The organism is Lysinibacillus sp. 1 U-2021 (assembly GCF_029916965.1).
Classification (GTDB): Bacteria; Bacillota; Bacilli; order Bacillales_A; family Planococcaceae; genus Lysinibacillus; species Lysinibacillus capsici.
Genome location: NZ_CP123966.1, coordinates 1,898,520 through 1,924,765 on the forward strand (window position 1 = coordinate 1,898,520; position 26,246 = coordinate 1,924,765).

Sequence of the window (26,246 nt, forward strand, 5' to 3'; positions counted from 1 at the left end):
CAATGCTAGTTGTTTATTATCTTTGTAACCGCTTTATATTTTTGCAACGCTACCTTTATATTGATTTGTTTCATCGATTGTCCAGCAAAGCTAAAAACAAGGCTCTCTAACTTCTTTGGTGTAATATGATAGAGCTCCAATTTTCGGTTTGTACCGATTAATGGGGTATATTCCTCTTCAAATGAACAGATGGCAGTCGCTTCACAATAATCTGCGATTTGCAATAACTCCTCTTTGCTTGTTGTAATGTCTATCATAATAGGACAGATTCCCTTTACATAAAAAACACCTTCTAATAACAGTAAAGGAATACTTGCTCGTAGATTTTGATCGACTAGAAAGATGGAAGAGCTTTTTGTTTTCGTATCTTTTCGCAAATGGAATATAGCCTTGTTTAATAACCCTCTTAACTTTACTCGTACATTTTCTAACATTACTTGTTCTTTGAGCACATCAAAGATTTGGTATACGGGGATATAAATTTTAGTAATGCATTCGGAAATGGTGTGTTGCTCAACTAGCTTATTATAATATTTCTCCATTAAATGCGCTTCGCCTTTTATTAAATACTCAGAAAATTTCCGAAACAACTGATCCGGTGTTTCTACATAATATGTAATAAGTTTCTCAATTTTTATTTGAAGATTTACTGGTAACTTAAAAATTGTATTCGAATCTAATCTTCTAACCGTAGGAAGAAGCGGGAACATAAGATTGACATGTTCTACTAAGGCATGCGTTCCATCTGACAAAAGGACAATGGACTTTTCCGGATAGATACCAATAAAATCAACAAATTTAGCCAAAAGCTTTCCGTCTAATAAATGCTTTTCTTTATAGATAGTAGCTATAGCTTCTGCAGCCCCTATTTCTTGTTGATAGGGGCGATTCATCGTGATAGCCGAGTAGATATCAATCAGCTGTAGTAATAATACTACCTTTGGAATCTCTTTTCCTGCTAATCCATCTGGATAACCAGAGCCATCGATCCGTTCATGATGTAGTTTTGCCAAAAAGGCAATGGATTCAAGTCCAAGTTCCTTTAATAGGTCATAGCCAAGCTGTGTATGCTTCTGCATGATAGTAAATTCTTCCACAGTTAGTTTTTCCTCTTTCGATAAAATTTCATGTGGAATATTTAATTTACCAATATCATGAAACAAAAAGCCTAATGCATAATGCTCTAAATCAGGAATACCTTCTTTTTTCGCAAATAATGTACCGAGTGTAAATACGTCAAGCGCATGCATATAAGTATATTCATCATATTTTTTTAGTGTCTGCAATAGCCTTCGATAGCTTAGATTCTCCATATACATTTCAAATAAATCTCGCACAAATACGATATCATCCATATTTTTTAAAGCATGACCATATCGTCTCTCCGTACTCAATGCTGCTAGCGCTTGCAGGAATTTAGGCATTCCATTCCATTCACTACTTACTAAAGAATCTTGTTGCTGTTGTACTGTAATAGACTGTATTTGATTAACCTCTTTGTCTATCGGCACTTCAATATATACCTGTTGAACATGACGGTTTTTTAATAATGTAATAATACGTGCTGTTAATACACTTCCCTTTTTTATTAGCATACGATTTTCAACATATAAATCTTTCCCTAAAACAAAGCCTTCCTGTAAATCAGTAATCTTTCTTGGAACTACCTTCAAAATAAACACTCCTTCTATTTTAGTTCATTAAAACTATAAAATCCGAAGGTTAAAATTAGGTTAAATAGTATTCATCACTTTTTATTAACACAGGATAAAATAATCATATTCTAGTAAATCACTAGGTCCTTTGTTGTTAAAATGCAATCTCCGAGCTAAGTATATTGGATATTTTATTAAACTATAAAGAATGGATTTCTCTCCATTTCTTAACAGATGAGATGATAATCATCAGTAAAGACTTTTTATCCGAAACCATGGCTAAAAATCAATCAATAAAAAAATAGTCCATGTTTTGATCATAAAACATTGACTATTTCATGTTGTTAAATAGAGTTGAAGTCAACGGCAGAAAAAGCAACTTTGCAAGGTGAGAAGTTGATTTCCGTTCCGCCAGCGTCCTATCCAGGGGGGCATTCGATATGCCGCTTCACTCACTTCCGTTCGCTCCAAGGACTCCTCTGAGATGCTAAATCCTCCTAGGAGTGACGCTGGCTCCACTACAATCAACCCTGCTGCACAAGTGTTTTCAATATAGAAAAGTAATACGTGACAACACCTCTCCATAAAGAGTTGCGAACCCTTTACTTTATTTGAAAACCAGGGCAATATTTTTATGGGGTGGAGTGGAAGGCTACTTTACTCCCGTAGGATAGCGAAAGAGGCGAGGCCATAGGAAAACCAATATTCTGCAACAGAAATTCGTTTCTACCTTTTAATTGACTATTTTGTTTTTTAACACTAAAAATAGTCAATGTTGTTGGCTTATTGCCATTCCTTCTACAAGCATTTGTCTAAATTCTTGAACCTGGTCTGCTTTAATGGCGATATGACTATAGTGCTTCTTGATCCCTAGCATAAACGTAACTTCCACAGGCTCTTTCATTTTCAAAATAAAATGCGGATAGGCCTCACCAAAATCACGTGCTATAAAGTCTATTGTATCTTTTGATAATTTTCCCTCTAATCGCTCCTTGTCTTCGATGATTTCAGCAATATGATCAAAACGAATTTCAGTACGTTTCATTAATCCCAGAGATAAGTACAATGTATCATTTGTGACATACACAGGATTTAGGCGAATAGCCTGCATATCCGCAAGAAAGAAGATTACTGAATAAATATTAAAAACAAGCAACACAATGGAAAGTATCATTGACTTTTCATGTAGCCACCAATGAATACCAATTGTTTCAATAGCAATCCCATGAATAATCATGAGCTGAAAAGCGATATAGCTAGAATTTTTATGCAAAGTTAAACCTTGTCGTTCTTGTCTTTTCCAACTCGCGAAACCATAATAAAGCACTAATAAATCGGCACAGAACATCTGAATAACTGGATGCTTGGGTGCATGTTTTTCTACAGCTTTTGAAAATGAAAAGAGATCAGGTAAAGAGCTGCTCCGCACTTCCCCTAGGATTTTAGGCAGGTATCGTACAAGTGTTGCCACTAGGATAATTTCTAATAGAATAATAGACCCTTCAATCGCAAATCCAGCCCATGTCACTGCCACATAAGGCTGAAGGTGTTCCATAGGAATGATAAAACGTGCTGCAATACAGCCAGCTGCAGCTAATAGGATGGCTTGCTTTAATGAAAATTTTCCTTTATAAAGCATAAATAGCACAGGTACCACCACAATACAATCAATCAATGAGCCCATGACAACACCATTTGTTTCGATAGGTAAAAGAGATGTGCCAAATCCTGTATTATAGAGTGTATAGTTACTTGCTAATACCACTAATAATAAGGCTAGCCAAATATTTTGCTTACTTTTTAAGACCATTCACAACGCCCCCTCTCTACTAATAATTTTACTTTATGCCAAATGGTTCATCTTGTATAGAATTTGAGAATAAAAGATGTTCCTATTTCCATTCACGTTCAATTATTTTTCACACTTAAAAACTTCTTACGATAAACATGTGGCGGATAGCCAGTGTATTCTTTAAACTTTTCAATATAATAACTGACAGTACTAAAGCCTGTTTCAACCGCTATTTCTGTTACAGATCGCTCACTACCTTTCAATAATTCTATGCTTTTGCGCAGTCGATATTGGCATAAATAGGTAAATGGTGTCATGCCCACTATTTTCTTAAAAAAACGACTACATTCAGCGCGACTTATATACACATGGCTAGCTAAATCTTCTAATGCTATTTTCTGCTGATAATGTGCGTGTAAAAAATCTAGCATAGCTTTTGCTCGTTCATGCTGCACAATAGTGGCAGAATCCATTATTTGTTCTGTCAATAAGGATTGGGTTAGCATGGATTCCCAAATAAATAGAAGCTCTCTCCGTACCTTTAACTCAAAAAAAGCAGTTTGCTCTCGCATTAATTCAGCAATCGTTGCTACTTTCTGTGCTAACTCTTCTGTTAATTTGACATAAGGTATTCGATTTCTTGTAATATACGGTTCTACATATTTGGAGAAAAAGACACTGCCCTCATGCCCCCCCATTAACTTTGGATCTACATTTACACAATAAACGATCGCTTGCTCAATTTGATAAGGTTTTGCTTCATGTAATCCCGAGGCATTAATAAAGAGCCCCTCGCCTTGCTTCAATACAAAAACGTCCGTCCCCACTCGATACTGTGCACATCCCTTTTTTATAAAAACAAATTGTATTTCTTTATGCCAATGGAGAGGTAGAAAATCCATGCTTTCTAATCGCATAATCGTTTCATACAAGGCAACTGGAAATTCCTTTGTTCCATGCAAGGTTAATTCTTGTAAATCTTTAGCAATTTTAATATGTGTTAATGGCATTTATAACACCTCAATATATTGATATTTTATTGGATTAAATCGATATTTTTTTCCACTTAATCACTTTATAATCATCTTATATTGATAGTTTAGGAGATGTAAACAGATGAATCAAATTATCCAAAATAAACGTACACTGGGCTTTCTACTAGTTATTCTTGGAGCAAGTTTCTGGGGAATCGGAGGGACCGTTGCCCAACGACTATTTCAGCAGGACAATTTAGAAGTTGGCTGGCTTGTTTCTAGTCGTTTACTTTTAGCAGGTCTGTTACTAATAGCTATTTATAAAATGACCCATCGGCAAGAATCCATTTTCATCATATGGCGCACAAAGCAAAATGCTTTTAGACAAATTTTATTTAGCCTACTCGGCATGCTTGCTGTCCAATACACCTATATGATGTCAATCGCTATTGGTAATTCAGCTGTAGCCACATTATTACAATATTTAGCGCCACTGTTTATCATGGCTTATTACTTTCTAACCAGGCAAAGTCCATTGACAAAGCAGGATGGTATAGCTGTGTCACTTACACTTGTGGGGACCTTTTTATTATTAACAAACGGTTCTTTTTCAACATTGTCCGTTCCTTTTATGGCTGTGTTGTGGGGGATCTTATCTGGTCTTTCTGTTGCATTTTATACCATTTATGCCGTCCCCCTTTTACAGCAATTCCATTCATTACTAGTTGTCGGCTGGTCGATGATCATCGGTGGTATAGTAATGAGTATAGCTCACCCACCATGGGCTATCGACCTATCAGAATGGACGTTTTCAACCATTGCCTATTTTCTCTTTATTGTTATTTTTGGGACAATGTTCGCTTTTTGGTTTTATATTGCTAGCTTGCACTATCTTTCACCAAAGGAGTCAAGCCTACTAGGTAGTCTTGAACCATTAATGGCTGTCATCACAAGTGTTTGGTGGTTAAAGATTGCTTTTGGTGGCTATCAGTTTATTGGTACATTGCTAATTCTTCTGATGATTTTATACCTTACAGTATTTCAGAAAAAGCAAGCTTGAAAACAGAAAATTAAGAGAGTTATGAATTTTAATAGTCAATACCTCCTATTACCAAGATAGTAATATATGAATTTATACATAAAATTTACATATTTTATCTATCTTTTCTCCTTATTTGTCTACTATACTGAACATAACAACAGATATAAGGAGGTATTTTATGGATAAAAAAGTTATTTTTTTCGAGGTGGAGGGCGGCACAGATAAAGGACCAGATGGCTATCGCCCAGATACAATGCCAATGGTGGAAGCGCTACAGCAACGTGGACAAGATGCAGAGGTGCTCTTCTTTGATATCACAAAAAAGCAGGAAATCTTTCACTATGTGAAGGAACATGGTGTTGCCTATGTATCTCGTATTAACCCAGGCAACTTACAGCATGAGGATGAGTACTTTGCTATGCTACGAGAGCTATGCCAAGCTGGCGTTATAGGGATGCCACATCCAGACGCCATGATTAGCTATGGTTCAAAAGACGTATTATCAAAACTGACGACAACAAATTTAGTACCTGATGATACATTTGCCTACTACACAATCGAAGCATTCAAAAAACAATTCCCTGCTTCCTTAGCCTTAACAGAGCGTGTTTTGAAGCAAAATCGTGGTTCCACTGGAGAAGGTATTTGGCGTGTAAAATTGGTGGAACCGCTTGCAGAGGGGATCACTGAAGTGCCACTTGATGCACAAATCAAATGTACTGAAGCAAAAGATAACCATGTAGAATATTGGCAGCTTGACGACTTTATGACATTTTGTGAGCAGTATATTACAGGGACGAATGGTATGTTAATTGATATGCGCTTTCTTCCAAGGATTACAGAAGGCGAAATCCGCTTATTCATGTTGCGCGATCATCCTGTACACGTCGTACATAAAAAACCAGCTGCTACCGAGGATGCATTTAGCGCAACTCTATTCTCTGGCGCTCAATACCGCTATGACAAACCTGAAGACTGGCAAGAGCTGGTACAGAACTTTTTAAAGCAGCTCCCTCAAGTAACAAACCTACTAGGCAATTATGATTTACCGCTAATCTGGACTGCTGACTTTATGCTAGATACCAATGAAGTCGGAGAAGATTGCTATATTTTAGGTGAGATGAATTGTTCTTGTGTTGGCTTTACTTCAGAACTAGCATTAGCGCATGAAGTAGCAGAAGAAATTTTAGCTTGTATAAAAGAGCATACTGAGGCTGTTGCACAATAAAAAAAAGTGCGATCTTTAGGGATCGCACTTTTCATATATAAATCTTAATTCCTTGTATAAATTCATAGATAAAATAACAAGCAAAGCCAATCAATAAGAAGCCTGCGACAATTGTAAATGTCCTAATCATCTTCCGATTCATAGCTTTACGAGTAACCGAGACAATGGTCAGCAAACCGATATCGTGGAGTAAAATTCCACTTAAAACACCAGCAGCAATAATTAAAAAGCTCGTTGACCCCCCTTGTCCATAAGATTTTGCTAGCACCACACCAAATACGTTGACCCAAAAAACAAGATTACCAGGCGAAATGGCCACTAGTAAGCCGTTAAAATAAGAGGCAAAAAACGATTTGGTTACTTTTTCTCCTGCCAATGTAATATCATGGTCAGCATTCTTGATAGAATCATAGCCTAACAAGAATAAAAAGCCCGCTCCAATAATCCACATAGGTAGTTGAATCAAAGGCATAGCCAAGATGGAGGCTAGTCCCATATACAAAGCAAAAACCAATACTATATCAATAGTCATACCACCAAGCCCAACTGCCCAGCCGTGCATAAAACCATTTTTGAGTCCTTGCTTTGTCATTTCTACTGTAATAGCTCCTACAGGCATGGCAATGGCAAGTCCTACCAATACATACGCTACATATAAACTCAAAAAAACACTTCTTTCATGTCATCGATAAGCTTCATACGTCCGTTTATGGTTTCACTATAGCATAATTATACTTGAAAGGAAATAATTATTAAAAGATACATGTCTTTTTACCTGTTAGAGCATTTGCTTTTTCCATTGTGCTAACAAATCTTTTGACTTCTCCAAATCCAATTTCAATGAGATTTGCTTAGCTGTACAACGTTTTTTAGCTTTCTCCCACGCTTCTTCCAAGGCAGGCAAATAACTTAAATTTTTTGTCGCTGCTACTAGCTGGAAAAATATATTACCTTGAATATAGTGCCAACGAGGATTCATTCCATCTAGGAGTATTGCTTCTTCAATCAGTCTTAATGCCAAATAAGGGCTACCTTCGTGGCGATTTAAAAACTGTGCAAATGCTCCCCAATACAATGCCTTATTGGGCTGCAATTTGATTGCCTCCGCATACTGCACTGATGCCTTGTCCTGTTCTTTTGCAAGGACATAATATTCTGCCATTGTATAATAGGCGTTCGCCTGCGCTTCTATAGGTCCTGCTAATAATTCATCGACCACTTTACCAAATTGCTCATCATCCTGACTACCTATATAAGCTGCGAGAACATCTCGTTCTGGATACGAACCATCTGTACGTTCCTTACTTTGCTTTGCTTTGTCATCAGTAGGCTGAGGCATATTTGCATACCCATTTGCCTCTAGCATTGCCACATGCTGCTGAATGACTTGATAGGCCTCTTCTGCGATCGCTGTATCATTGCCCAATATTTCTTTAGCTAGTTGATAACTTTCCTTTACTTGACCACTCAAAAATAAGTCATTGACTTGTTGAACTTGCTCGTTCATTTGTTTTACCACCATTAAAATCCTCACCTTCGCAAAAGAAAAATCTTATTGCTAGTTTACCATTTAAGTAGTATAAGCAAAAGCCAATATGTCCTAATCTTTCTATTATTCTTTTAATTTAAACGCCTTTACATGTTGTTCGAGTGTGTGTGCCATGTGATTTGTTTCATTAGAGCCATGTGCCACCTCATCAATGCTTGCAGTTGTTTGCTGTGCTGCGACAGTAATCATATTCATCGTTTCTTCTATATCACGAATAGATTCTGTTAATTGTTGAATCATCTGCACAATACGTGAAGATTTTTCGTTTTCAGCGGTCATAGCATTAGAAATGGTAATCATTTCTTCTACTGTTGCAGCCACTGCTGTAGAAATATTTCCTAAAGATTGTGCGGTTAGACGCACTGTCTCTGTTCCTTTTTCAATATATTGCGTATTATCATTCGTAGATGACATGACCTGCTGCACATGCTTCATTATATCCTGAATCAGCTGTTCAACTTGCAATACCTCTTGATTAGATTGTTCAGCAAGCTTCCGTACTTCCTCAGCAACAATAGCAAAGCCTTTGCCATGCTCTCCTGCTCTAGCCGCTTCAATGGAAGCATTCAGTGCTAGTAAATTTGTTTGTGATGCGATGTTCGCAATAGACGTTGTAATCGTTTGAATTTTGGTTGCAGATGTAACCAAGTTTTCTACTGTTTGTCGTACCTCACCTGATCCGCTGTGAATTAATGCCATATCACTGCTTATATCTTTTGCTAGTCGCTCACCCTCTGTTGCTAATTCCATCGTTTGTCGAGCATTATCAGCACTGTTATTGGCATTGCTTTGAATCATTTGAAGGTCCTGTGCTAAAGAAGTAAGAACATCTGTCGCATTTTCAGCATGATGCATCCCTGCCGTCACGGCACTTGTTACCTCTTCGATATTATTGGCGACACCTTGAATGGTATTACTCATATCGTTCAAGGTGGAAGCGGTTTCATCTGCATTATTCGTTAAAGTATTAGAAGTGGAACGCATCGTCATAATCATATTTTGTAAATTAGCTGTCATTCGATTTAATGTATTCGCTAAATCTGCTACTTCATCTTTACTGTTTATTTTTGTTTCAGGTACAGCTAAATTACCATTGGCAATTTCTTTCGCCTGCTGAATCAGCACACTAATCGGTCTTACTTTACGACGGATTAAAAAGCCTGTAATAATGGAAGCAATTAGCATAGGGAAAATACTAATTAAAATCCCATTCCGTACAACATCCCAAGTTCGCTCCTTAACAATATTGGCATCAAAGTCGATGACACTAATGGCAATAATCTCTTTACTGGAATCATGGTCTTTAAAAATAGGGGCATAACCAGATAAACGGTCCATCCCTGCATAGGTATAAGGCTGTGAGTATGTTGGATGCTTATGTGTAAGCAACATATCAATAGCTTCTTTATCTAAATAAAATTGATCACCAGGGGTATAGCCTTTTTCAGCCAAATGATCATCAAGCGCTAATAATGTGCCATCCAACGATAAAATATATTGTGTTTGGAAAATATCTTTATGACCTGTTGTCCAGTTCAAATCTTTCCCAATGCTTTCCTGTACAGCCTTGTCGCCTTGAATGGCCTTGTCCAATTGTTGCGGATTGATCAAACCTGTCGTGATATTGGCACAGCCATAGGCCTCAACACCAGCAGCATCATAAAGTTTATTGTAAGCAGTTATGTATGTAGCGAACGAAGTAATCCCTAGCATCACCACTAAAATACCAGCGATAATCGTCCCAAGTTGAAAAGTTAATGAATTGCGTAATTTCACGATCCATCCTCTCCCCTTTCTTGTAATAATCTATGAATATTCCTGTTGTTTTTCATCATACTACAAAAAGATGTATTAAAAAAGCATCTTTAATTATTCTAGTAAGATAAAAACATTGGAAAAAGTTCTGAATTGTGCGATAATTGAAGTTAATTATCTTGAATCCTGAGCATTACCAATTCATCTAATAGGAGGGCTTGCTATGAATAAACGCTTTCATCTTATATCGATTGTTACAGGAAACTTCTTAACAATAGGGGCCATTTTTATTTATGCCATGCAAAGTCAAATGGAAGTAGCCCTCAGTACGTATGCTCTTGTGATGGGTTTTTTTAGTACTTTGCTTGTGGTTTTCTTCTATATATGGGGGGAAGAAAAACACCAAGTATCCAATCGTTTTCTGAAATAATATGTATCTTTTTCCAGTATATAGATACATGTAGCACGATTAATGTGGTTCCTTCCCTTTCTATAGAGGGATTTTTTTATGTAAAGTCAGTAGGAATGATTTAGTAACAGGAATCAAATAGTCAATCGGAAGAGATACTAGGTCATAACATTCATTGAGAAAAATTTTTACTTGATGTCGATGTATCTAGGATGAGTTCTGATGTAACGTCACCAATTATTTAGGTCTATACAACAGCTATTTTCCTCAATTTTTACTAAAATGGCGTTGTAGATTTATTCATGATTCCCTTCTTTTCCGAAGCATTCCCCTCCGTATACGTCTAATTGTTGTAGAAAAATAAATTTTTTTGTAGAAAATTTTAAAACAATGATTGAGTAGTATATCAATTTTCTGTATAATCAGCTTGTTTGACAATACTTTATATGAACTTGGGGGTAGACAATTGGGTAAAGCATTGATTATCGGAGCTGGCGGAGTTGCCAGTGTTGTGGTACACAAGTGTGTTCAAAATTCGGACGTATTTGAGGAAATTTGTATCGCAAGTAGAACTGTTTCAAAATGTGACGCTCTAAAAGAAAAACTAGACGGCGGAAAAACAAAAATTCATACTGCACAGGTAGACGCAGACAATACAGAAGAGGTTATTGAGCTTATTAAAGCTTTCGGACCAGATGTAGTGATTAACGTGGCTCTACCTTATCAGGACTTAACGATTATGGATGCTTGCTTAGCGACAGGTGTGCACTATGTGGATACTGCAAACTACGAGCCACCTGAAACGGCAAAATTTGAATATAAATGGCAATGGGCTTATAAAGAGAAGTTTGAAAAAGCTGGCTTAACTGCATTACTTGGAAGCGGTTTTGACCCAGGTGTAACAGGCGTTTTCACAGCTCATGCACAAAAACATGAATTTGATGAAATCCACTATATCGATATCGTGGATGCCAATGCTGGAGATCATGGATATCATTTCGCAACAAACTTCAACCCAGAAATTAACATTCGTGAAATTACAGCGAATGGTCGTTACTGGAAAGAAGGCGAGTGGATTGAAACAGCACCACTTGAGAAAAAAGAAGTGTATAACCTACCTGAAATCGGACCAAAAGATATTTACCTTCTATACCATGAAGAGCTAGAATCACTTGCAAAAAATATCAAAGGTTTAAAACAAATCCGCTTCTGGATGACGTTCTCTGAAAAATATCTAACACACTTAAAAGTATTAGAAAACGTAGGTATGACATCAATTGAGCCAATCGAATTTGAAGGACAAATGATTCAACCAATCCACTTCCTTAAAGCGGTATTACCAGATCCAGCTTCACTTGGACCACGTACAAAAGGTAAAACAAACATCGGTTGTATCATTCGCGGTCTAAAAGATGGTAAAGAAAAAACGTACTATGTGTACAATGTATGTGACCACGAAGAGTGCTACAACGAGGTTGGTTCACAAGCGATTTCTTATACAACTGGCGTACCAGCTATGATCGGTGCAATGCTTGTGATGAACGGTGAATGGCGTAAACCAGGTGTATGGAATGTGGAAGATTTCAATCCAGATCCATTCATGGATGCACTAAATAAATGGGGTCTACCATGGCAAGAAAGCCATAATCCAGAATTATTAGACCTTGATTTAGATGCAAAGGAATTAAGCCGATGAAACCAATTGATTTTTCAAAAGTTCCATCCCCTTCTTATGTAGTGGATGAGCGATTATTAACAAAGAATCTTGAGCTTTTAAAATCAATTCAAGATCGAACAGGCTGCCGCATTTTATTAGCCCTTAAAGGCTTCTCTATGCATTCAACATTCCCACTAGTAGGGGAATATTTAGCGGGCATTACAGCTAGCTCACTGCATGAGGCACGTCTTGGCTATGAAAAAATGGGCAAAGAAGTTCACGTTTATGCACCTGCTTATATTGAGCATGAAATGGACGAGCTTCTAGGCTATGTGGATCACATCGTATTTAACTCATTTAACCAATGGGCTCAGTTCAAGGATAAAGTGAAATCTGCTGGTAAAACAATTGAATGTGGTATTCGTGTGAATCCTGAATACTCAGAAATTGAAACAGCTCTTTATGATCCTTGCTACACAAACTCTCGCCTTGGTACAACATTGGCTAACTTTGATAAATCACAGCTTGACGGTATCGATGGCTTGCACTTCCATGCGATGTGTGAACAAAACTCTGATACATTAGAGCGTATTATTGAAGTAGTTGAGGAAAAATTTGGTGATGTTTTACACCAAATGAAATGGTTAAACTTCGGTGGCGGTCACCATATTACACGTGATGATTATGATGTAGAAAAACTTGTGAACATCATTAATTATATTCAAGAAAAGTATAACCTGCTTGTTTATCTTGAGCCAGGTGAAGCAGTAGCCCTTAATACAGGCTATTTAGTAGCAACAGTGCTAGATATTCAAGAAAATGGAATGGATCTTGCTATTTTAGATACATCAGCAACATGTCACATGCCTGATGTACTTGAAATGCCTTACCGTCCAATGATTATAGGTTCTGGACAAGCAAATGAATTAGCACACACATATCGCTTAGGCGGACTAACATGTCTAGCTGGTGATGTGATTGGCGATTATTCGTTTGAACAGCCATTAAAACCTGGTGATCGTCTTGTATTCACAGATATGGCTCATTATTCAATGGTTAAAAACCATATGTTTAACGGTGTCAACCTACCATCTATCGTTTCTTATAATGATGAAGAAGGTATTAAAATCATTCGTGAATTTAAATTCGAGGACTACAGTGGTCGACTGTCCTAATACCAATAGAAAAGCCCTTCCAGTTTAACACTGGAAGGGCTTTTTTTATGGACGCATAGTCATCCAATTCTCCACATAATGAATGGCTACTCCATGAAAAGCGTCATTATTTGAAAAATGTTGCTGAACAAGTATAAGCTGTTCATTCATAAAGGCTTCTCCATTATCATAAAAAGTAATATTTACCCCTTCCTCTGAAGCGCCTGTTTCTACACCAATTACAATTGATTTGTTCATAGTGGAAGCATAAGCGATTTCATGTTCTACAATAGTGATAATATCTTTTGCAGCATCACGATAGGCCATGATCGTCACACTATCCACATGGTCAATGACCCAATCAGCTAATAACCCTTTTCCAAATTCATTATAATACGGAACTTCATCAAACCAAAATGGCATATCTACTTCTAAAGTAAGTTGTAACTGACTCGCTTTCTCACTTGCTTTCATTATTAGTGTTTGATAGGATTCTATCGTTTGTGCTTGATGTAAGTTCCATCCACTATTTAAATAAGGTTCTACATCAAGGTGAATCCCAGAAAATTGCTCAGATTCAGTTGAATTCTCATTATATGTATGTAACCAATTAAACAATTCATCTTGGCTTCGACTACCCTCAGCTGAAACCCAGCTTGCAGCACCATCCAATGCATAAATGCGAATACCTTTGTCAGAAGCGTTACTAATAAAATGCTTATAGTCATCGCTCGCTATGCCTTGATCGATTTGCAGATAAACTTTATTGACATCGTTATGTTCTAAAAATAATAATATTTTTTCTTGGTCATCCCTGATAAGGGATGTATCCCACAGCCACGTAGCCTTTTCCTGTATAGCCATGGCATCAACCTTTCCACTTGATAAAGCTAATGAACTAATCATGATGACGATTAGTGCGGTCCATACTTTTAATTGTCTCTTCATACGAACTAACTCCATTCTACTCGCCTCGGCTCCTAGAACAGAACCTGGCAACCTGACAATCATGCACTAAATTATAGTGTTTAGACTCATGGCTTGGCGTCCCTCCCTTTCGATGAAGTTTGCCTTTTTCAGTTTTTTCTTAATCATTATCATACGCGGTTAGCGATGGTTTGTCTGTAGGTATAATGCATAATTGTCACATGTATGATCAGGTAAAAACGACAAAATACAGGTTAAATTTACTATTCAAACATAAAAAAACGTAGAGTACTTAAGCCTCTACGTTTTCCTTTTCATTTTCAAGCATTTTGTGTAAATAATTGATGATCTCACGAATGCCCTCTAATGAATTAACCAATATTTTGGGATCAACATACGTAATCATTCGATTTTCAAGATTAGCTACCGCAGTAAAATAGCGTGTTTTACTATAATTGACTAGACCCAATTGCTGAAGTACTGATTCATCGAAATCAAGAATTTCACGTGCTTCTGTAACAAGTAATCCATAATTAACAACATCTGTATTCAACACAATGATACGAGCAGTTGCTGTATTCGATGAACGATTGTACAGTATGCGTTCAAAATCAAGAACAGGTACAAGCTCACCGCGAATTCTTGTAAAGCCTAGAAGATAGTTAGGTAAATGAGGAATAGGTGTTACTTGCTCTAATTTTTCAATTGAAATCGCTTGCTCCACAGGCACAGCATACTCCTCTGTCCCACAAGCAAATACGACTGCTTTGACACTTTCCATAGGGTCACATCCTTATTCGACTGTTAGTTTTTCGCCGATTCTTTGACGATTTCTACTAGTAAATCTGCTAATTTTTCAAGTTCTTCTACTGGTATTTTTTCATTTGTTGTATGGATATCCTCGTATCCAACAGATAAATTAACTGTAGGAATGCCAAAGCCTGCGATGACGTTTGCATCTGAGCCTCCACCAGAAATACCTAGTGTCGGTGTGCGATCAATATTGCGTGCAGCAGCCATAGCTACCTGAACTACTTTATCAGATTCCGTTACACGGAAGCCTGGATACATTAGCTTCACTTCTACCTCTGCACGTGCGCCTAAAGAAGCAGCTACTTGTTCAAACGTATCTTGCATATGCTTTGTTTGCGCATCCAATTTAACTTTGTCTATAGAGCGTGCTTCTGCAAGAATTGTCGCTTCGTCACAAACAATATTCGTCGCTTGTCCACCTTCAAAACGCCCAATATTTGCTGTCGTTTCTTCATCTAAACGACCTAGTTTCATTTGAGCAATACATTTTGATGCGACTGTTATGGCAGAAATACCCTTTTCAGGAGCAACCCCTGCATGTGCCGTTTTTCCAATAATCTTTGTGAAAATTTTCGCTTGAAATGGCGCTGCTGTCACGATACCACCAACTTTGCCATCGCTATCAACCGCAAATCCATATTTTGCTTTAATGTTTGCTGGATCTAACTCTTTAGCGCCAACAAGGCCACTTTCTTCACCAGCCGTAATAATAAATTCAATATCGCCATGTGCAATATTTTGCTCTTTCAAACGTTTGATCATCTCCAATAGAGCAGCTAGTCCTGCTTTATCATCGGCCCCTAAAATCGTTGTACCATCTGATACGATATAGCCATCTTCACGTAAAGACGGTTTGATGCCTTTTCCCGGAACAACAGTATCCATATGAGAAGTGAAATAGATTGGCTCTACATTCAATGTGCCCTTTAATGTAGCAATAATATTACCTGCCCCATGTCCATTACGCGTATGTGCATCGTCTTGAATCACTGAAAATCCTAGTGCAGTTAACTTATCTACAAGAATTGGTGCTATTAGTTGTTCATGTTTTGTTTCTGAATCAATTTGTACGAGCTCAAAAAACTCTTCTACTAAACGACTTGTCATGTTGTAAAACTCCCTTAGTTTACGTGTATTTCCACGTTATAGTATATGTATTATTTTAGCACAACGTCAGAAGAGTTGAAATCATTGAACAATACTACCAAAATAAAAAGTCTGAGAAAAATCTCAGACTTTCCTTAGTCATTGAAAATAAGCTCTTTTTCTTTTTCTAATGATTGTAGGTAGTTGACAGCTTTATTATGTTTATCCTGTAAGCGCCAAATCGTATTATGTACATCATCTTGAACACGTGAGACCTGTTCCCTTGCTGTTGAGATTTTAGAATGAACAGACCATGCTGAAAAAATATCATCAAAAAAGTAATCCGCAAACTTAACAAACCCATCTGTTTCAATATGCAACGATTTCGTAGACATCTCATGAACATCTAATAATTCATTATGAAACCGTTGTAAGGCAATTTGAGCACTGTGTAAATCGTTTTCAGACTGATCGAGCGCATCATGCTTTAAGTGCGTAGCAATCAGCCCTCCACCAAGAAATGTATCCCATGTGGAATACCCATTGGCCGAATGTAATGAAGCTGCTGCTTGCCCTAGCCTTGTAAGAGCTACTTCTCCCGCTTCCTCCGCCTCTTTAATTTCTCTAATGAGCTGCTTTGTTAGCATTTCCTCATGACCTAAATGCTCTAGCCTTTCTGCTTGGGCAGCATCATGAATCTGTAAATATTTCTTCTTTTTTAGGTAGACCTGTTGAAGTGATTGCTGAAGCGCATTTTCATCAATCTGGGCTAGCTGATTCATCACTTGCATGTTGTCCTCTGCTAAATCTTTTTGCATTTTCTTTGCTTCATTCAGCTTTAATTCAAGTACTGCCGCCTTATCAATTTTTTCTGCCCTCAGTTCATCTTGTTGCCCTGTCCACGTACGAATCATATTCATAAACGAGAAACCATCCAATTTATCAAGTTTGGATCGAATTTGATGGAGTGCTGCCGTATGATTGTCTATTTCCTGTTGTGTATGTTTAATTTGCCCATCAATTAACTGATTTTGTTCGTTTAATCTAGATGCTTTTCTAAGTTGTGTATGAATCTTTTCTTGCTCTATTTGTAATTGCTGCCATTCCATTCATCTCAACTCCTCCTATCTATCAGTACGGATGACAAACAAAAATGTTTCACTTTTTGGCAATGAAAAACCTAGCAACTTTTGAGCTGCTAGGCTTGTATGACTATTATAGAGGAATATTACCGTGCTTTTTCTCCGGACGTGTTTCATGTTTGTTTGACAGCATATCAAGTCCTTGAATCAGTTTGATACGTGTATCTCGTGGATCGATTACGTCGTCTACCATACCGCGAGATGCTGCTACATATGGGTTAGCAAATTTTTCTTTATATTCTTCGATTTTCGCTGCACGAGTTGCTTCTGGGTCATCTGATTTTGCAATTTCACGGGCAAAAATGATGTTAGCTGCGCCAGCAGCACCCATAACAGCAATTTCAGCATTTGGCCATGCAAATACAAGGTCAGCACCGATAGATTTAGAGTTTAAGGCAACGTAAGCGCCTCCATAAGCTTTACGTAAAATCACTGTAATTTTTGGAACAGTCGCTTCTGAATAAGCATACAGAATTTTCGCACCATGACGAATAATACCACCATGTTCTTGTTTAACACCTGGGAAGAAGCCAGAAACGTCTTCAAATGTGATGATCGGGATATTGTATGCATCACAAGTACGAATGAAACGAGCTGCTTTATCAGAAGAATCGATATCTAAGCCACCAGCAAGAACTTTTGGTTGGTTACAAACAAGTCCAACTGATTCGCCAGCAATACGTGCAAAACCGACTACTACGTTTTTAGCAAACTCTGCATGGACTTCCATGAACGAACCTTCATCCACTACTTGCTCAACAACTTTACGTACATCATATGGACGTGTTGTTTCGATTGGTACTGTATCTACGATTTCTGGACGGTAGTCATCCCCTTCAGGTCTAGCTTGTCGAGGTGCCTTTTCTTTATTATTTTGTGGTAAGTAGCTTAATAGTTTTTTAATTTCATCAATTGCCGCCTCTTCAGAAGGAGCACGGAAATGAGCATTCCCACTGACCGCATTATTTACTTTCGAACCACCTAAATCTTCAGCAGAAATTTTCTCTCCTGTTACCGTTTCGATTACTTTAGGTCCCGTAATGAACATTTGAGATGTTTTATCCACCATTAGAATAAAGTCAGTAATAGCTGGAGAATAAACAGCTCCACCAGCACAAGGTCCCATAATCACAGAGATTTGCGGAATCACACCAGAATAAATGGCATTTCGGTAGAAGATATGACCATAGCCATCTAGTGAAAGAACACCCTCTTGAATACGTGCACCACCTGAGTCATTGATGCCGATAAATGGTGTACCATTTTTTGCAGCTAGATCCATCACTGTGGCCATTTTTTTCGCATGCATTTCACCGAGCGCCCCACCAAACACTGTGAAATCTTGAGAGAATAAGTATACGGGACGTCCGTTAATTTTACCAAATCCAGTTACGACACCATCACCAGGTCCCTCCATTTTTTCCATGCCGAAGTCTACTGTACGGTGTGTAATAAATGGGTTAATTTCGAAAAATGTACCTTCGTCTAGCAACAAGTCTATACGCTCACGAGCAGTAAGTTTCCCCTTCTCATGCTGCTTATCGATACGATCATAGCCCCCACCAAGTTCAATTACCGTTTTACGGTCATACAAGTCATTGATTTTGTCGAACATATCCATACTAATCACTTATCCCCTTTTCCACTTTTATCACATAATTCATATAACACCCCAAATGAGGATTTAGGATGCATAAACGCAACCTCTGCCCCTCCAGCACCTGGCCCTGGCTCTTCGGATAAGAGACGTACACCTTTTTCACGAAGCTCTGCCATTCGTTCACGAATTCCCGTCACACCAAATGCAACATGGTGAATTCCTTCTCCACGTTTTTCAATAAAACCATGGATGGCACTTTTATCACTCATTGGTTCTAATAGCTCGATTTTCACGTTCCCTGCATCGATAAATGCCACACGAACCTGTTGAGATTCTACTTCTTCCACTTTCATCAACTTTAAGCCTAAAGTTTCTGTATAATATGTAATGCGTTCATCAAGATCGCGCACTGCAATCCCAATATGGTCTACTTTCTCCATGGTGACATCTCCTTCTGTTATGGTACATACTCTATTTTACAGACTTTTTTGTCAAAACTCTACTACTTGAGAAATTTTTCAGATTTGCTAAACTATTTATAAGAAAAGAAGGAGCGAACGAGCATATGAGTAATAAAAAATTTCAAAAAGTCGTTATTTATAGTATGATCGCGATTATGCTAATCTCATCTCTAGCATTCGGATTATCTATGATAATTTAAGGCAAAGCATGAGGCGTCCACACTACTGTGGGCGCTCTTTTTTAGTCTTTAACCCTTTAAATGACTGCTTTATTTCTAAATACCTGTCCATTTCCTCTATAAACTGATAGAGGGCTGCCTGAGCGATAAATTGCTCATGGCTTTGTGGTAAAGGAAGCTGAGAAAAATCGCGCTTAACGTGTTCGAGCTTTTCGCGGTAATGACTAGCCGTATTCCCCGAATGAACATGCTCACCTAGGTCTTGTAAAAAATCTGCCACAATTTCAGCCTCTTGTACTATAACAGGTAATGTCGTCACTTTGGGTAGCACTCTCTCGATAATTTCTAGCTGTTGCTCTCGCATATCGAAATAGACATAGTAATCATTTTTACGTCTTGTAAAATGGTTTTGAACATCTTTAAACGCCAATGATTTTGCCTCTTCTAGTGCTTTGATTGCCTCGATAATTTCTTGGCCGTTCCACAACGTATCTCCTTGCCGTAAATAGCTGGCAATTTCTAAAAAAATCTTACTATATAGCTCCTCTATTTTGACTCTGTAGTAATTTAATTCCTTTTGAATGTCTGGCATATACATATTAATGGCGATCCCTGTTCCATAACCGATAGCCATCAACGCTAATTCATTATAAACAAGTGTCAATGAGTAACCTTCAGCAGCATAAATATGCATAATAATCACGACACTGGAGATAAATCCATCCGCAACCTTTAAAGATACAATGGTAGGTATAAAGAGTATAAGCATGCCTGCTAGTGTAAGTGGATGGTAAGCAAATAACTCAAAGCTTACAAAGGCAAAAAGCATTGCTACAATACTTGCAACCAATCGAGTATAGGCTGCATAAATGGATTTCTTTTTTGTTGGCTGCACACATAATATGGTTAGAATACCAGCAGATGCATATGAGGCTAAATCAAAATACTGTGCAATGGCAATAGCGATGGCCGCACCAATTGCTGTTTTTAAAGTTCGATAGCCGATTGAAAACTTCTTCAGGCCGACTGCCTCCCATCCTTTAGTACTCTTCACTCATTCAGCTAATTATTTAGACAATATTACAAAAATTTTAACAATAATGAAACTATCTATACATGAGGATCAGTAGGAAGCCTACATAGATAGCATGATCTATGAGGCTTTTCTACTTGATTGAAAATGATTTTTCTTATGCAAGAATAGACTTAAAGCTCGTCACAATATTCTTCAAAGTTTGCTTGTAAATTTGTCACAACTGACATTGGGTCATGCCCTTCAATTTCATAGCGTCCCACTTCTGCGACAACTTGTCCGTCTTTTAATAGTACGAATGATGGTGATGAAGGTAGATGATCTTCTCCAAAATGGTAACGCGCTGCTGCAGTTGCTTCTTTATCTTGCCCTGCAAACACTGTTACTAAATGGTCTGGACGTTTATCATAATGAACGCATTGTGCTGCTGCTGGACGAGCGATACCACCCGCACAACCACACACTGAGTTCACCATTACTAATGTTGTACCTGGACGAGCAAACGCCTCTTCTACAGCTTCTGGTGTTGTTAATTGTTCATAACCAGCTGCCTCAATTTCAGCACGTGCTGTTTTTAAAATTTCCTGCATAAATAAATCGTAATCCATATTCATATAGCGATAGCTCCTTTCAAGTTCGCGCCAATTTAGTTATATTTCAGATAGTAGATTTTTGACGCTTATCCATCTCTTATCATAGCAGTTTGCAAGCAATTTGTGCACCTACTTGCTCAACACATTTCAGTTGAAATTACTACGATTTCAATAAGACTCGTTTACTTGTCTTCCTGCTCCTCGCTAAATAAACGATCCACACCTTGTGTAACTGTCAACTGTCCACTTAAAATTTGACGTTCAAGCTGTTGTACTTGTGCTTTACGTTGCGGGTTTCCATAAAAGAGATCTATTAAATGATCGGTAATCATCGATTGGAACCACTCTTTTGTTTGTTGCTGGCGTCGGGTAGCCCAATAGTGATTTGCTTCTACGATTTGCTTGAATTCCCCAATTGTGTCCCAAACCTTATCAAGCCCTCGATTTTCTAGTGAACTAACAGGCATGGCAGTTGACATCCAACCAGGTGTAGCAGGCTGTAAAAAGTGCAAAATTTGTTTGTACTCTGCAACCGTTTTTTTAGCTAGACGTACATTATCACCATCCGCCTTATGCACGACAATTGCATCTGCTAATTCCATAATGCCTTTTTTCATGCCCTGCAATTCATCCCCCGCTCCTGTTAAAACAAGAAGCAGGAAGAAGTCAACCATGCCACGGACATAGGTTTCACTTTGTCCAACACCAACTGTTTCAATTAAAATCACATCATAGCCTGCTGCCTCACAAACTAACATGGTTTCTCGTGTCTTTTTGTGAACACCCCCTAGGGTACCTGCCGATGGCGATGGACGCACAAATGCACTAGGCTTCTTAACGAGCTCTTCCATACGCGTTTTATCGCCAAGTATACTTCCTCCCGATAGAGAAGAACTTGGATCAATGGCAAGAACAGCAACTCGTTTCCCCATATCACAAAGCATAGTACCGAAAGCCTCTATGAATGAGCTTTTTCCTGCCCCAGGCACACCTGTTATGCCAATTCGGATACTATTGCCTGTATGTGGAAGAAGCTCCTGCAATAGTTCTTGTGCCTGTACTTTATGGGTAGCGTTTGAACTTTCAATGAGGGTAATGGCTTTTGATAAATGTGTGCGAGAGCCCGCACGTACTTGCTGTGCAAGCTCTCCTACATTTAGAGTGTCTGCCTTTTTCTTTCGGAACTTTTTGGGTGTACCATATTGCATCCCGTCGTGAGTCGCCTCTACTCCGTCCATGACAAATAGCGCACTGTCTTCCATTCCTTTATTTTTGTCCATTATTCAGACACTTCCTCATAGCCTAAACGTTTGTAGATTTCTTCAATAATTTTTTGTGCGGATACAGGAATCACTGTACCTGGTCCGAAAATAGCTACTGCACCGGCATTATAAAGGAAATCATAATCTTGTGCTGGTATAACACCACCCACAATAATGATAATATCTTCACGACCTAGTTTTTCAAGCTCAGCTATCAATTCAGGCACTAATGTTTTATGTCCTGCTGCTAGTGAAGACACACCAATAACATGAACATCATTTTCAACAGCCATTTGAGCAGCCTCAGCAGGCGTCATAAATAATGGAGAAATATCTACGTCAAAGCCTAAATCTGCATAACCCGTTGCGACAACCTTTGCACCACGGTCATGTCCATCTTGTCCCATTTTAGCAACTAAAATACGCGGACGACGACCTTCATTTTCAAGGAATTCTTCTGTCATTTGTTTCACTTCCGCAATTTGCTCCTCATCAGAGAAGTTTGCAGAGTAAACACCAGAGATCGAACGAATGACCGCTTTATGACGACCAGAAACTGCTTCAATTGCATCAGATATTTCACCTAAAGAAGCACGAGCGCGCGCTGCATCCACTGCTACCGCTAGCAGGTTTTCTTCTCCATCTTGAGCCGCCTTCGTTAAGCGAGCTAAATGTTTTTGAACTTCCGCTTCATCACGAGCTGCCTTCATCGCTTCTAAACGTTCAATCTGTTTTTGACGAACAATTGTATTATCGATATCTAAAATATCAATTGGTTCTTCTTTTGCTAAACGATACTTATTCACGCCAACAATCGTTTCTGTTTTAGAATCAATTTTAGCTTGACGTTTTGCTGCGGCTTCCTCAACCTTCATTTTTGGAAGTCCCGTTTCAATCGCTTTAGCCATACCACCAAGTGCTTCAATCTCTTCAATTAACGCCCAAGCAGATTTCGTAATTTCTTCTGTTAATTTCTCCACGTAGTACGAACCACCCCATGGATCAATGACTTTTGTCATCGCTGTTTCCTCTTGTAAAAATAACTGTGTATTACGCGCGATACGTGCAGAGAAATCAGTTGGAAGTGCAATTGCTTCATCCAGTGCATTCGTATGAAGAGATTGCGTATGTCCCATCGAAGAGGCATTGGCTTCGATTAATGTACGTGCAACATTGTTAAATGGATCTTGCTCAGTTAATGACCAGCCAGATGTTTGGGAATGCGTACGTAATGCTAATGTCTTCGGATTTTTCGGGTTAAACGTAGACATCATTTGTGCCCAAATACGACGTGCTGCACGCATTTTAGCAACTTCCATGTAATAGTTCATACCAATTGCCCAGAAGAACGATAGGCGAGGTGCAAATGCATCAATATCAATACCTGCTTTTAATCCTGTTCGTACATACTCCAAGCCATCTGCTAATGTATAGGCAAGCTCAATGTCATTTGTTGCGCCTGCTTCTTGAATATGGTAACCCGAAATTGAAATAGAGTTAAATTTTGGCATATACTTCGCAGTATATTCAAAAATATCTGCAATGATTTTCATTGACATAGCTGGTGGGTAAATATATGTATTACGCACCATGTATTCTTTTAAAATATCATTTTGAATAGTACCTGCTAATTGATCTGGCGTTACCCCTTGTTCTTCCGCTGCTACAATATAGAATGCAAGGACGGGTAAAACGGCACCATTCATGGTCATTGAAACAGACATTTGGTCTAACGGGATTTGATCGAAAAGGATTTTCATATCCTCAACTGAGTCAATCGCAACCCCAGCTTTTCCTACATCCCCTGTTACACGTGGATGATCAGAGTCATAGCCTCGGTGTGTTGCTAAATCAAACGCTACCGAAAGACCTTTTTGTCCCATAGCCAAATTTCGTTTGTAAAAGGCATTGGATTCTTCAGCAGTTGAGAAACCTGCGTATTGGCGAACCGTCCATGGACGTGCTACATACATAGTAGGGTATGGCCCACGTGTGTTGGGTGCAATTCCTGCCACATCATTTAGATGTTTAGCCTCTTTAATATCTTCTTTTGTGTAAATATCTTTAATTTCAATTCCCTCATTTGTCATGAACTTATCTGCAGACGCTTGAGGTGCTTCAGCTGTTAAAACCTTTTCTATTTCTACTGCATTAAAATTTGGCTTGCTCATCGTTGGACCTCCTTCATGCTCGCAAACACGGACTGTAATTTTTCAATGATGTTTTGTCCTGCGAAAATAAAGCCGTTTAAGCCATTTGCTAACCATGCTTCTTCTTCGTCTTTAAATTTGCCCGCTACATCTACAAGCATATTCGCTGGTTTCTCAGCTAAAATAGCCGATACAAATGCTTTTGTATCATCATCATTGCCTGCAATCACTACATACTTAGCCTCTGTTGCCTTCAGCCAAGCTACTGCCTCTTCTACAGTTGTCACTGGCTCACTTTTTTCTGGTACAAGACCCACTGTGTTTAAGAAGCCCGCTACAAAATCTGCGCGTGGTTTAGAGTTTTTTAATGATCCTAATGCTAATATACCTGTTTTCACATTTGCTGCTGTCATGTCTGCACGTAAATCTTCAAATGGAGCAGCAATTCGCTTAATATCAGCAAATAATGGATTTGTTTCCTGTTCAAGGATATCAGCTGGATTAGCATAAATATTCGTTCCAATTAATGATTGCTTACGTGTTTGCGCAGCTTTGATGCGCTTTTGATAGGATGCTTCCACTTCTTCTGCAAGCTTGCCAGAGGCTGTATAGTTATCGATACCGCCAGCTGCCTGAATATCTAAAAATAATGCCCATGCTTCTTTCACAAAATCTGCTGTTAACGACTCGATAAAGTAAGAGCCCCCTGCTGGATCTTTTACTTTTAAGACATTTGTTTCTTCTCTTAAAATTAATGACACATTACGAGCGATACGAATGGATTGATCCGTAGGCTTCGTTAACACGTCATGTGGATGAACAGTAAAGAGATCAGCACCACCGATTAAACCAGAAAGCGCTTCATTTGAAGAGCGTAATAAATTTACATACACATCTAATTTAGAAAAGCTTCTTAATGATGTTTCAGCAACAGTAGGGATTTTCACATGATCTGTTACGCCATAAGCCGATGAGAACGCTTTCCAAAGTACTTTAAAAGCACGTAGCTTTGCAATCTCCGTAAAGAATTGTGTATCAATGGCAAAAGATACAAAAAACTTCTTCGAGAATGCTTCAAAGCTTTCTTCTTGTTCTGCAAATTTGGCTGCTAATGCAAGTGCAAAGGCTAATTCTTGTACAGCGTTAGCACCTTCATTATGATAAACCGTTGTGTCTGCACTGACTGAGCGCACGTTCGGAAATGCAGTCAAAGTGATAGGGTTTTTTGAAATAATGTAACCTTTAATGGACTCTTGTTGATCTACTGGAATGTTGTCGAATACTGCTAATAACGGGTCTTTTGAATTTTCAATAGTAATTTTAAACGAATATTCTGAGAAATATGATGCTAATTTGACCAATACTTCTTCTGTCCAAGCAAAGCTCACTCGGCTATCAATCGTAATAACTTCATTGCCTCGAGCTAGGCTATCATCAAGCTGTGCAAAAAAAGCTTCGCTTGAATCAGCGTGAATTTGTTGTGCCACCTGAAATACTTGATCATTTTGTAGGGAACGGATTGTGGCAACTTGTAAATCAAGCTCTTCTCCAAGCTTAGCTACTAAACTTTCTTGCGTGTAAAGCGGCTGTAGTGTAACACCTTCATTTGTTTTTGTGAATAGTGACTCAAATGGTTTCCCTTTTAAAGCTTTGATTGCTGCATCTTGCCAGTCTGAATAGGCTGGTATTTCAAATTCAATATTTTTCATGTTGTTTGACATGCGGACGCTTAATCAGCTTCCCCCCTTAGTAGTTTCTATTTGTTATTCTACATGACAAATTGCG

23 protein-coding genes and 1 riboswitch are annotated in these 26,246 nt (G+C 38.3%); of the genes, 6 read left to right on the top strand and 17 right to left on the bottom strand.

Features of this window, described 5'->3' with window-relative positions; genetic code table 11:
• Nucleotides 1–5: 5 nt before the first annotated feature.
• The 3 genes from QH639_RS09670 to QH639_RS09680 form a co-directional block, all read right to left on the bottom strand.
• Nucleotides 6–1,673, bottom strand: a complete 1,668-nt coding sequence (locus QH639_RS09670) for an HD-GYP domain-containing protein (RefSeq protein ID WP_281116004.1) — start codon at nucleotides 1,671–1,673, stop codon at nucleotides 6–8.
• Nucleotides 1,674–2,424: 751 nt separating this feature from the next.
• Nucleotides 2,425–3,465 (bottom strand): beta-carotene 15,15'-monooxygenase, encoded by a 1,041-nt coding sequence (locus QH639_RS09675; RefSeq protein ID WP_281116005.1) that lies wholly within the window; start codon nucleotides 3,463–3,465, stop codon nucleotides 2,425–2,427.
• Between the two features lie 98 nt (nucleotides 3,466–3,563).
• Complete coding sequence (locus QH639_RS09680; protein WP_281116006.1) at nucleotides 3,564–4,457, bottom strand: AraC family transcriptional regulator; 894 nt, start codon at nucleotides 4,455–4,457, stop codon at nucleotides 3,564–3,566.
• A gap of 106 nt (nucleotides 4,458–4,563) precedes the next feature.
• Between QH639_RS09680 and QH639_RS09685 the strand changes: the two genes are divergently transcribed.
• Together QH639_RS09685 and QH639_RS09690 are read left to right on the top strand one after the other, a co-directional pair.
• A complete protein-coding gene (locus QH639_RS09685) occupies nucleotides 4,564–5,481 on the top strand; it encodes a DMT family transporter (protein WP_131521558.1) in 918 nt (305 codons plus the stop codon).
• Between the two features lie 160 nt (nucleotides 5,482–5,641).
• Nucleotides 5,642–6,691, top strand: a complete 1,050-nt coding sequence (locus tag QH639_RS09690; RefSeq protein WP_131521559.1) for a Cj0069 family protein — start codon at nucleotides 5,642–5,644, stop codon at nucleotides 6,689–6,691.
• Between the two features lie 31 nt (nucleotides 6,692–6,722).
• On the opposite strand, the gene QH639_RS09695 is transcribed toward QH639_RS09690, so the two are convergent.
• From QH639_RS09695 to QH639_RS09705, 3 genes are all read right to left on the bottom strand, one after another.
• Nucleotides 6,723–7,355: a LysE family translocator gene (locus QH639_RS09695; protein WP_281116007.1), complete on the bottom strand. Its 633-nt coding sequence runs from the start codon at nucleotides 7,353–7,355 to the stop codon at nucleotides 6,723–6,725.
• A 114-nt stretch (nucleotides 7,356–7,469) separates the two neighbouring features.
• The gene (locus QH639_RS09700; RefSeq protein ID WP_131521560.1) at nucleotides 7,470–8,213 is read right to left on the bottom strand and encodes a tetratricopeptide repeat protein; all 744 of its coding nucleotides are present in this window, start codon (nucleotides 8,211–8,213) and stop codon (nucleotides 7,470–7,472) included.
• A 90-nt stretch (nucleotides 8,214–8,303) separates the two neighbouring features.
• The gene (locus QH639_RS09705; protein ID WP_237898211.1) at nucleotides 8,304–10,016 is read right to left on the bottom strand and encodes a methyl-accepting chemotaxis protein; all 1,713 of its coding nucleotides are present in this window, start codon (nucleotides 10,014–10,016) and stop codon (nucleotides 8,304–8,306) included.
• Between the two features lie 202 nt (nucleotides 10,017–10,218).
• On the opposite strand from QH639_RS09705, the gene QH639_RS09710 reads away from it, so the two are divergent.
• The 3 genes from QH639_RS09710 to nspC all read left to right on the top strand — a co-directional run bounded on the left by QH639_RS09710 (nucleotide 10,219) and on the right by nspC (nucleotide 13,236).
• Nucleotides 10,219–10,425: a hypothetical protein gene (locus QH639_RS09710; RefSeq protein ID WP_131521562.1), complete on the top strand. Its 207-nt coding sequence runs from the start codon at nucleotides 10,219–10,221 to the stop codon at nucleotides 10,423–10,425.
• Nucleotides 10,426–10,870: 445 nt separating this feature from the next.
• Nucleotides 10,871–12,100: a saccharopine dehydrogenase family protein gene (locus tag QH639_RS09715; protein ID WP_048392314.1), complete on the top strand. Its 1,230-nt coding sequence runs from the start codon at nucleotides 10,871–10,873 to the stop codon at nucleotides 12,098–12,100.
• Nucleotides 12,097–13,236: a carboxynorspermidine decarboxylase gene (nspC, locus tag QH639_RS09720; protein ID WP_131521563.1), complete on the top strand. Its 1,140-nt coding sequence runs from the start codon at nucleotides 12,097–12,099 to the stop codon at nucleotides 13,234–13,236. The genes QH639_RS09715 and nspC overlap by 4 nt, the downstream gene beginning before the upstream one ends.
• Nucleotides 13,237–13,281: 45 nt before the next feature.
• Here the strand turns inward: nspC and QH639_RS09725 are convergent, their stop codons facing one another.
• From QH639_RS09725 to mce, 6 genes are all read right to left on the bottom strand, one after another.
• Nucleotides 13,282–14,163 (bottom strand): amidase, encoded by an 882-nt coding sequence (locus tag QH639_RS09725; RefSeq protein ID WP_227744963.1) that lies wholly within the window; start codon nucleotides 14,161–14,163, stop codon nucleotides 13,282–13,284.
• A gap of 43 nt (nucleotides 14,164–14,206) precedes the next feature.
• A riboswitch (cyclic di-GMP riboswitch) is annotated at nucleotides 14,207–14,297 on the bottom strand.
• Between the two features lie 137 nt (nucleotides 14,298–14,434).
• Nucleotides 14,435–14,923 (bottom strand): chemotaxis protein CheW, encoded by a 489-nt coding sequence (locus QH639_RS09730; RefSeq protein WP_048392313.1) that lies wholly within the window; start codon nucleotides 14,921–14,923, stop codon nucleotides 14,435–14,437.
• A gap of 23 nt (nucleotides 14,924–14,946) precedes the next feature.
• Nucleotides 14,947–16,062, bottom strand: a complete 1,116-nt coding sequence (locus QH639_RS09735; protein WP_131521565.1) for a M20/M25/M40 family metallo-hydrolase — start codon at nucleotides 16,060–16,062, stop codon at nucleotides 14,947–14,949.
• Between the two features lie 134 nt (nucleotides 16,063–16,196).
• On the bottom strand, nucleotides 16,197–17,150 hold the full coding sequence (locus tag QH639_RS09740; RefSeq protein ID WP_131521566.1) for a hypothetical protein: 954 nt from the start codon (nucleotides 17,148–17,150) through the stop codon (nucleotides 16,197–16,199).
• Between the two features lie 106 nt (nucleotides 17,151–17,256).
• A complete protein-coding gene (locus QH639_RS09745) occupies nucleotides 17,257–18,804 on the bottom strand; it encodes an acyl-CoA carboxylase subunit beta (RefSeq protein ID WP_009370220.1) in 1,548 nt (515 codons plus the stop codon).
• A 5-nt stretch (nucleotides 18,805–18,809) separates the two neighbouring features.
• Complete coding sequence (gene mce, locus QH639_RS09750) at nucleotides 18,810–19,223, bottom strand: methylmalonyl-CoA epimerase (RefSeq protein ID WP_004231207.1); 414 nt, start codon at nucleotides 19,221–19,223, stop codon at nucleotides 18,810–18,812.
• Between the two features lie 125 nt (nucleotides 19,224–19,348).
• Here mce and prli42 point away from each other — a divergent pair, with 125 nt between their 5' ends.
• On the top strand, nucleotides 19,349–19,444 hold the full coding sequence (gene prli42 / locus QH639_RS09755) for a stressosome-associated protein Prli42 (protein WP_009370219.1): 96 nt from the start codon (nucleotides 19,349–19,351) through the stop codon (nucleotides 19,442–19,444).
• Between the two features lie 22 nt (nucleotides 19,445–19,466).
• Here prli42 and QH639_RS09760 read toward each other — a convergent pair whose 3' ends face one another.
• From QH639_RS09760 to QH639_RS09780, 5 genes are all read right to left on the bottom strand, one after another.
• A complete protein-coding gene (locus QH639_RS09760) occupies nucleotides 19,467–20,477 on the bottom strand; it encodes an aromatic acid exporter family protein (protein WP_131521568.1) in 1,011 nt (336 codons plus the stop codon).
• A gap of 152 nt (nucleotides 20,478–20,629) precedes the next feature.
• Nucleotides 20,630–21,070 carry a BrxA/BrxB family bacilliredoxin gene (locus tag QH639_RS09765; protein WP_004231203.1) on the bottom strand — a complete coding sequence of 147 codons (441 nt, stop codon included), beginning with the start codon at nucleotides 21,068–21,070 and terminating at the stop codon, nucleotides 20,630–20,632.
• Nucleotides 21,071–21,231: 161 nt separating this feature from the next.
• Nucleotides 21,232–22,329 carry a methylmalonyl Co-A mutase-associated GTPase MeaB gene (meaB, locus tag QH639_RS09770; protein WP_131521569.1) on the bottom strand — a complete coding sequence of 366 codons (1,098 nt, stop codon included), beginning with the start codon at nucleotides 22,327–22,329 and terminating at the stop codon, nucleotides 21,232–21,234.
• Entirely contained in the window at nucleotides 22,329–24,482 is a 2,154-nt protein-coding gene (scpA, locus tag QH639_RS09775; RefSeq protein ID WP_131521570.1) for a methylmalonyl-CoA mutase, read from the bottom strand. Before scpA ends, meaB begins: the two co-directional genes overlap by 1 nt.
• The gene (locus QH639_RS09780) at nucleotides 24,479–26,182 is read right to left on the bottom strand and encodes a methylmalonyl-CoA mutase family protein (protein ID WP_131521571.1); all 1,704 of its coding nucleotides are present in this window, start codon (nucleotides 26,180–26,182) and stop codon (nucleotides 24,479–24,481) included. Before QH639_RS09780 ends, scpA begins: the two co-directional genes overlap by 4 nt.
• Between the last annotated feature and the right edge of the window lie 64 nt (nucleotides 26,183–26,246).

Coding starts and splice junctions, on each gene's coding strand:
- QH639_RS09675 (WP_281116005.1), bottom strand. CDS start 3,465: ATGGTCTTAAAAAGTAAGCAAAATATTTGGCTAGCCTTATTATTAGTG.
- QH639_RS09680 (WP_281116006.1), bottom strand. CDS start 4,457: ATGCCATTAACACATATTAAAATTGCTAAAGATTTACAAGAATTAACC.
- QH639_RS09685 (WP_131521558.1), top strand. CDS start 4,564: ATGAATCAAATTATCCAAAATAAACGTACACTGGGCTTTCTACTAGTT.
- QH639_RS09690 (WP_131521559.1), top strand. CDS start 5,642: ATGGATAAAAAAGTTATTTTTTTCGAGGTGGAGGGCGGCACAGATAAA.
- QH639_RS09700 (WP_131521560.1), bottom strand. CDS start 8,213: ATGGTGGTAAAACAAATGAACGAGCAAGTTCAACAAGTCAATGACTTA.
- QH639_RS09710 (WP_131521562.1), top strand. CDS start 10,219: ATGAATAAACGCTTTCATCTTATATCGATTGTTACAGGAAACTTCTTA.
- nspC (WP_131521563.1), top strand. CDS start 12,097: ATGAAACCAATTGATTTTTCAAAAGTTCCATCCCCTTCTTATGTAGTG.
- QH639_RS09725 (WP_227744963.1), bottom strand. CDS start 14,163: ATGAAGAGACAATTAAAAGTATGGACCGCACTAATCGTCATCATGATT.
- QH639_RS09730 (WP_048392313.1), bottom strand. CDS start 14,923: ATGGAAAGTGTCAAAGCAGTCGTATTTGCTTGTGGGACAGAGGAGTAT.
- QH639_RS09735 (WP_131521565.1), bottom strand. CDS start 16,062: ATGACAAGTCGTTTAGTAGAAGAGTTTTTTGAGCTCGTACAAATTGAT.
- QH639_RS09740 (WP_131521566.1), bottom strand. CDS start 17,150: ATGGAATGGCAGCAATTACAAATAGAGCAAGAAAAGATTCATACACAA.
- QH639_RS09745 (WP_009370220.1), bottom strand. CDS start 18,804: ATGGATATGTTCGACAAAATCAATGACTTGTATGACCGTAAAACGGTA.
- mce (WP_004231207.1), bottom strand. CDS start 19,223: ATGGAGAAAGTAGACCATATTGGGATTGCAGTGCGCGATCTTGATGAA.
- prli42 (WP_009370219.1), top strand. CDS start 19,349: ATGAGTAATAAAAAATTTCAAAAAGTCGTTATTTATAGTATGATCGCG.
- QH639_RS09765 (WP_004231203.1), bottom strand. CDS start 21,070: ATGAATATGGATTACGATTTATTTATGCAGGAAATTTTAAAAACAGCA.
- meaB (WP_131521569.1), bottom strand. CDS start 22,329: ATGGACAAAAATAAAGGAATGGAAGACAGTGCGCTATTTGTCATGGAC.
- scpA (WP_131521570.1), bottom strand. CDS start 24,482: ATGAGCAAGCCAAATTTTAATGCAGTAGAAATAGAAAAGGTTTTAACA.
- QH639_RS09780 (WP_131521571.1), bottom strand. CDS start 26,182: ATGTCAAACAACATGAAAAATATTGAATTTGAAATACCAGCCTATTCA.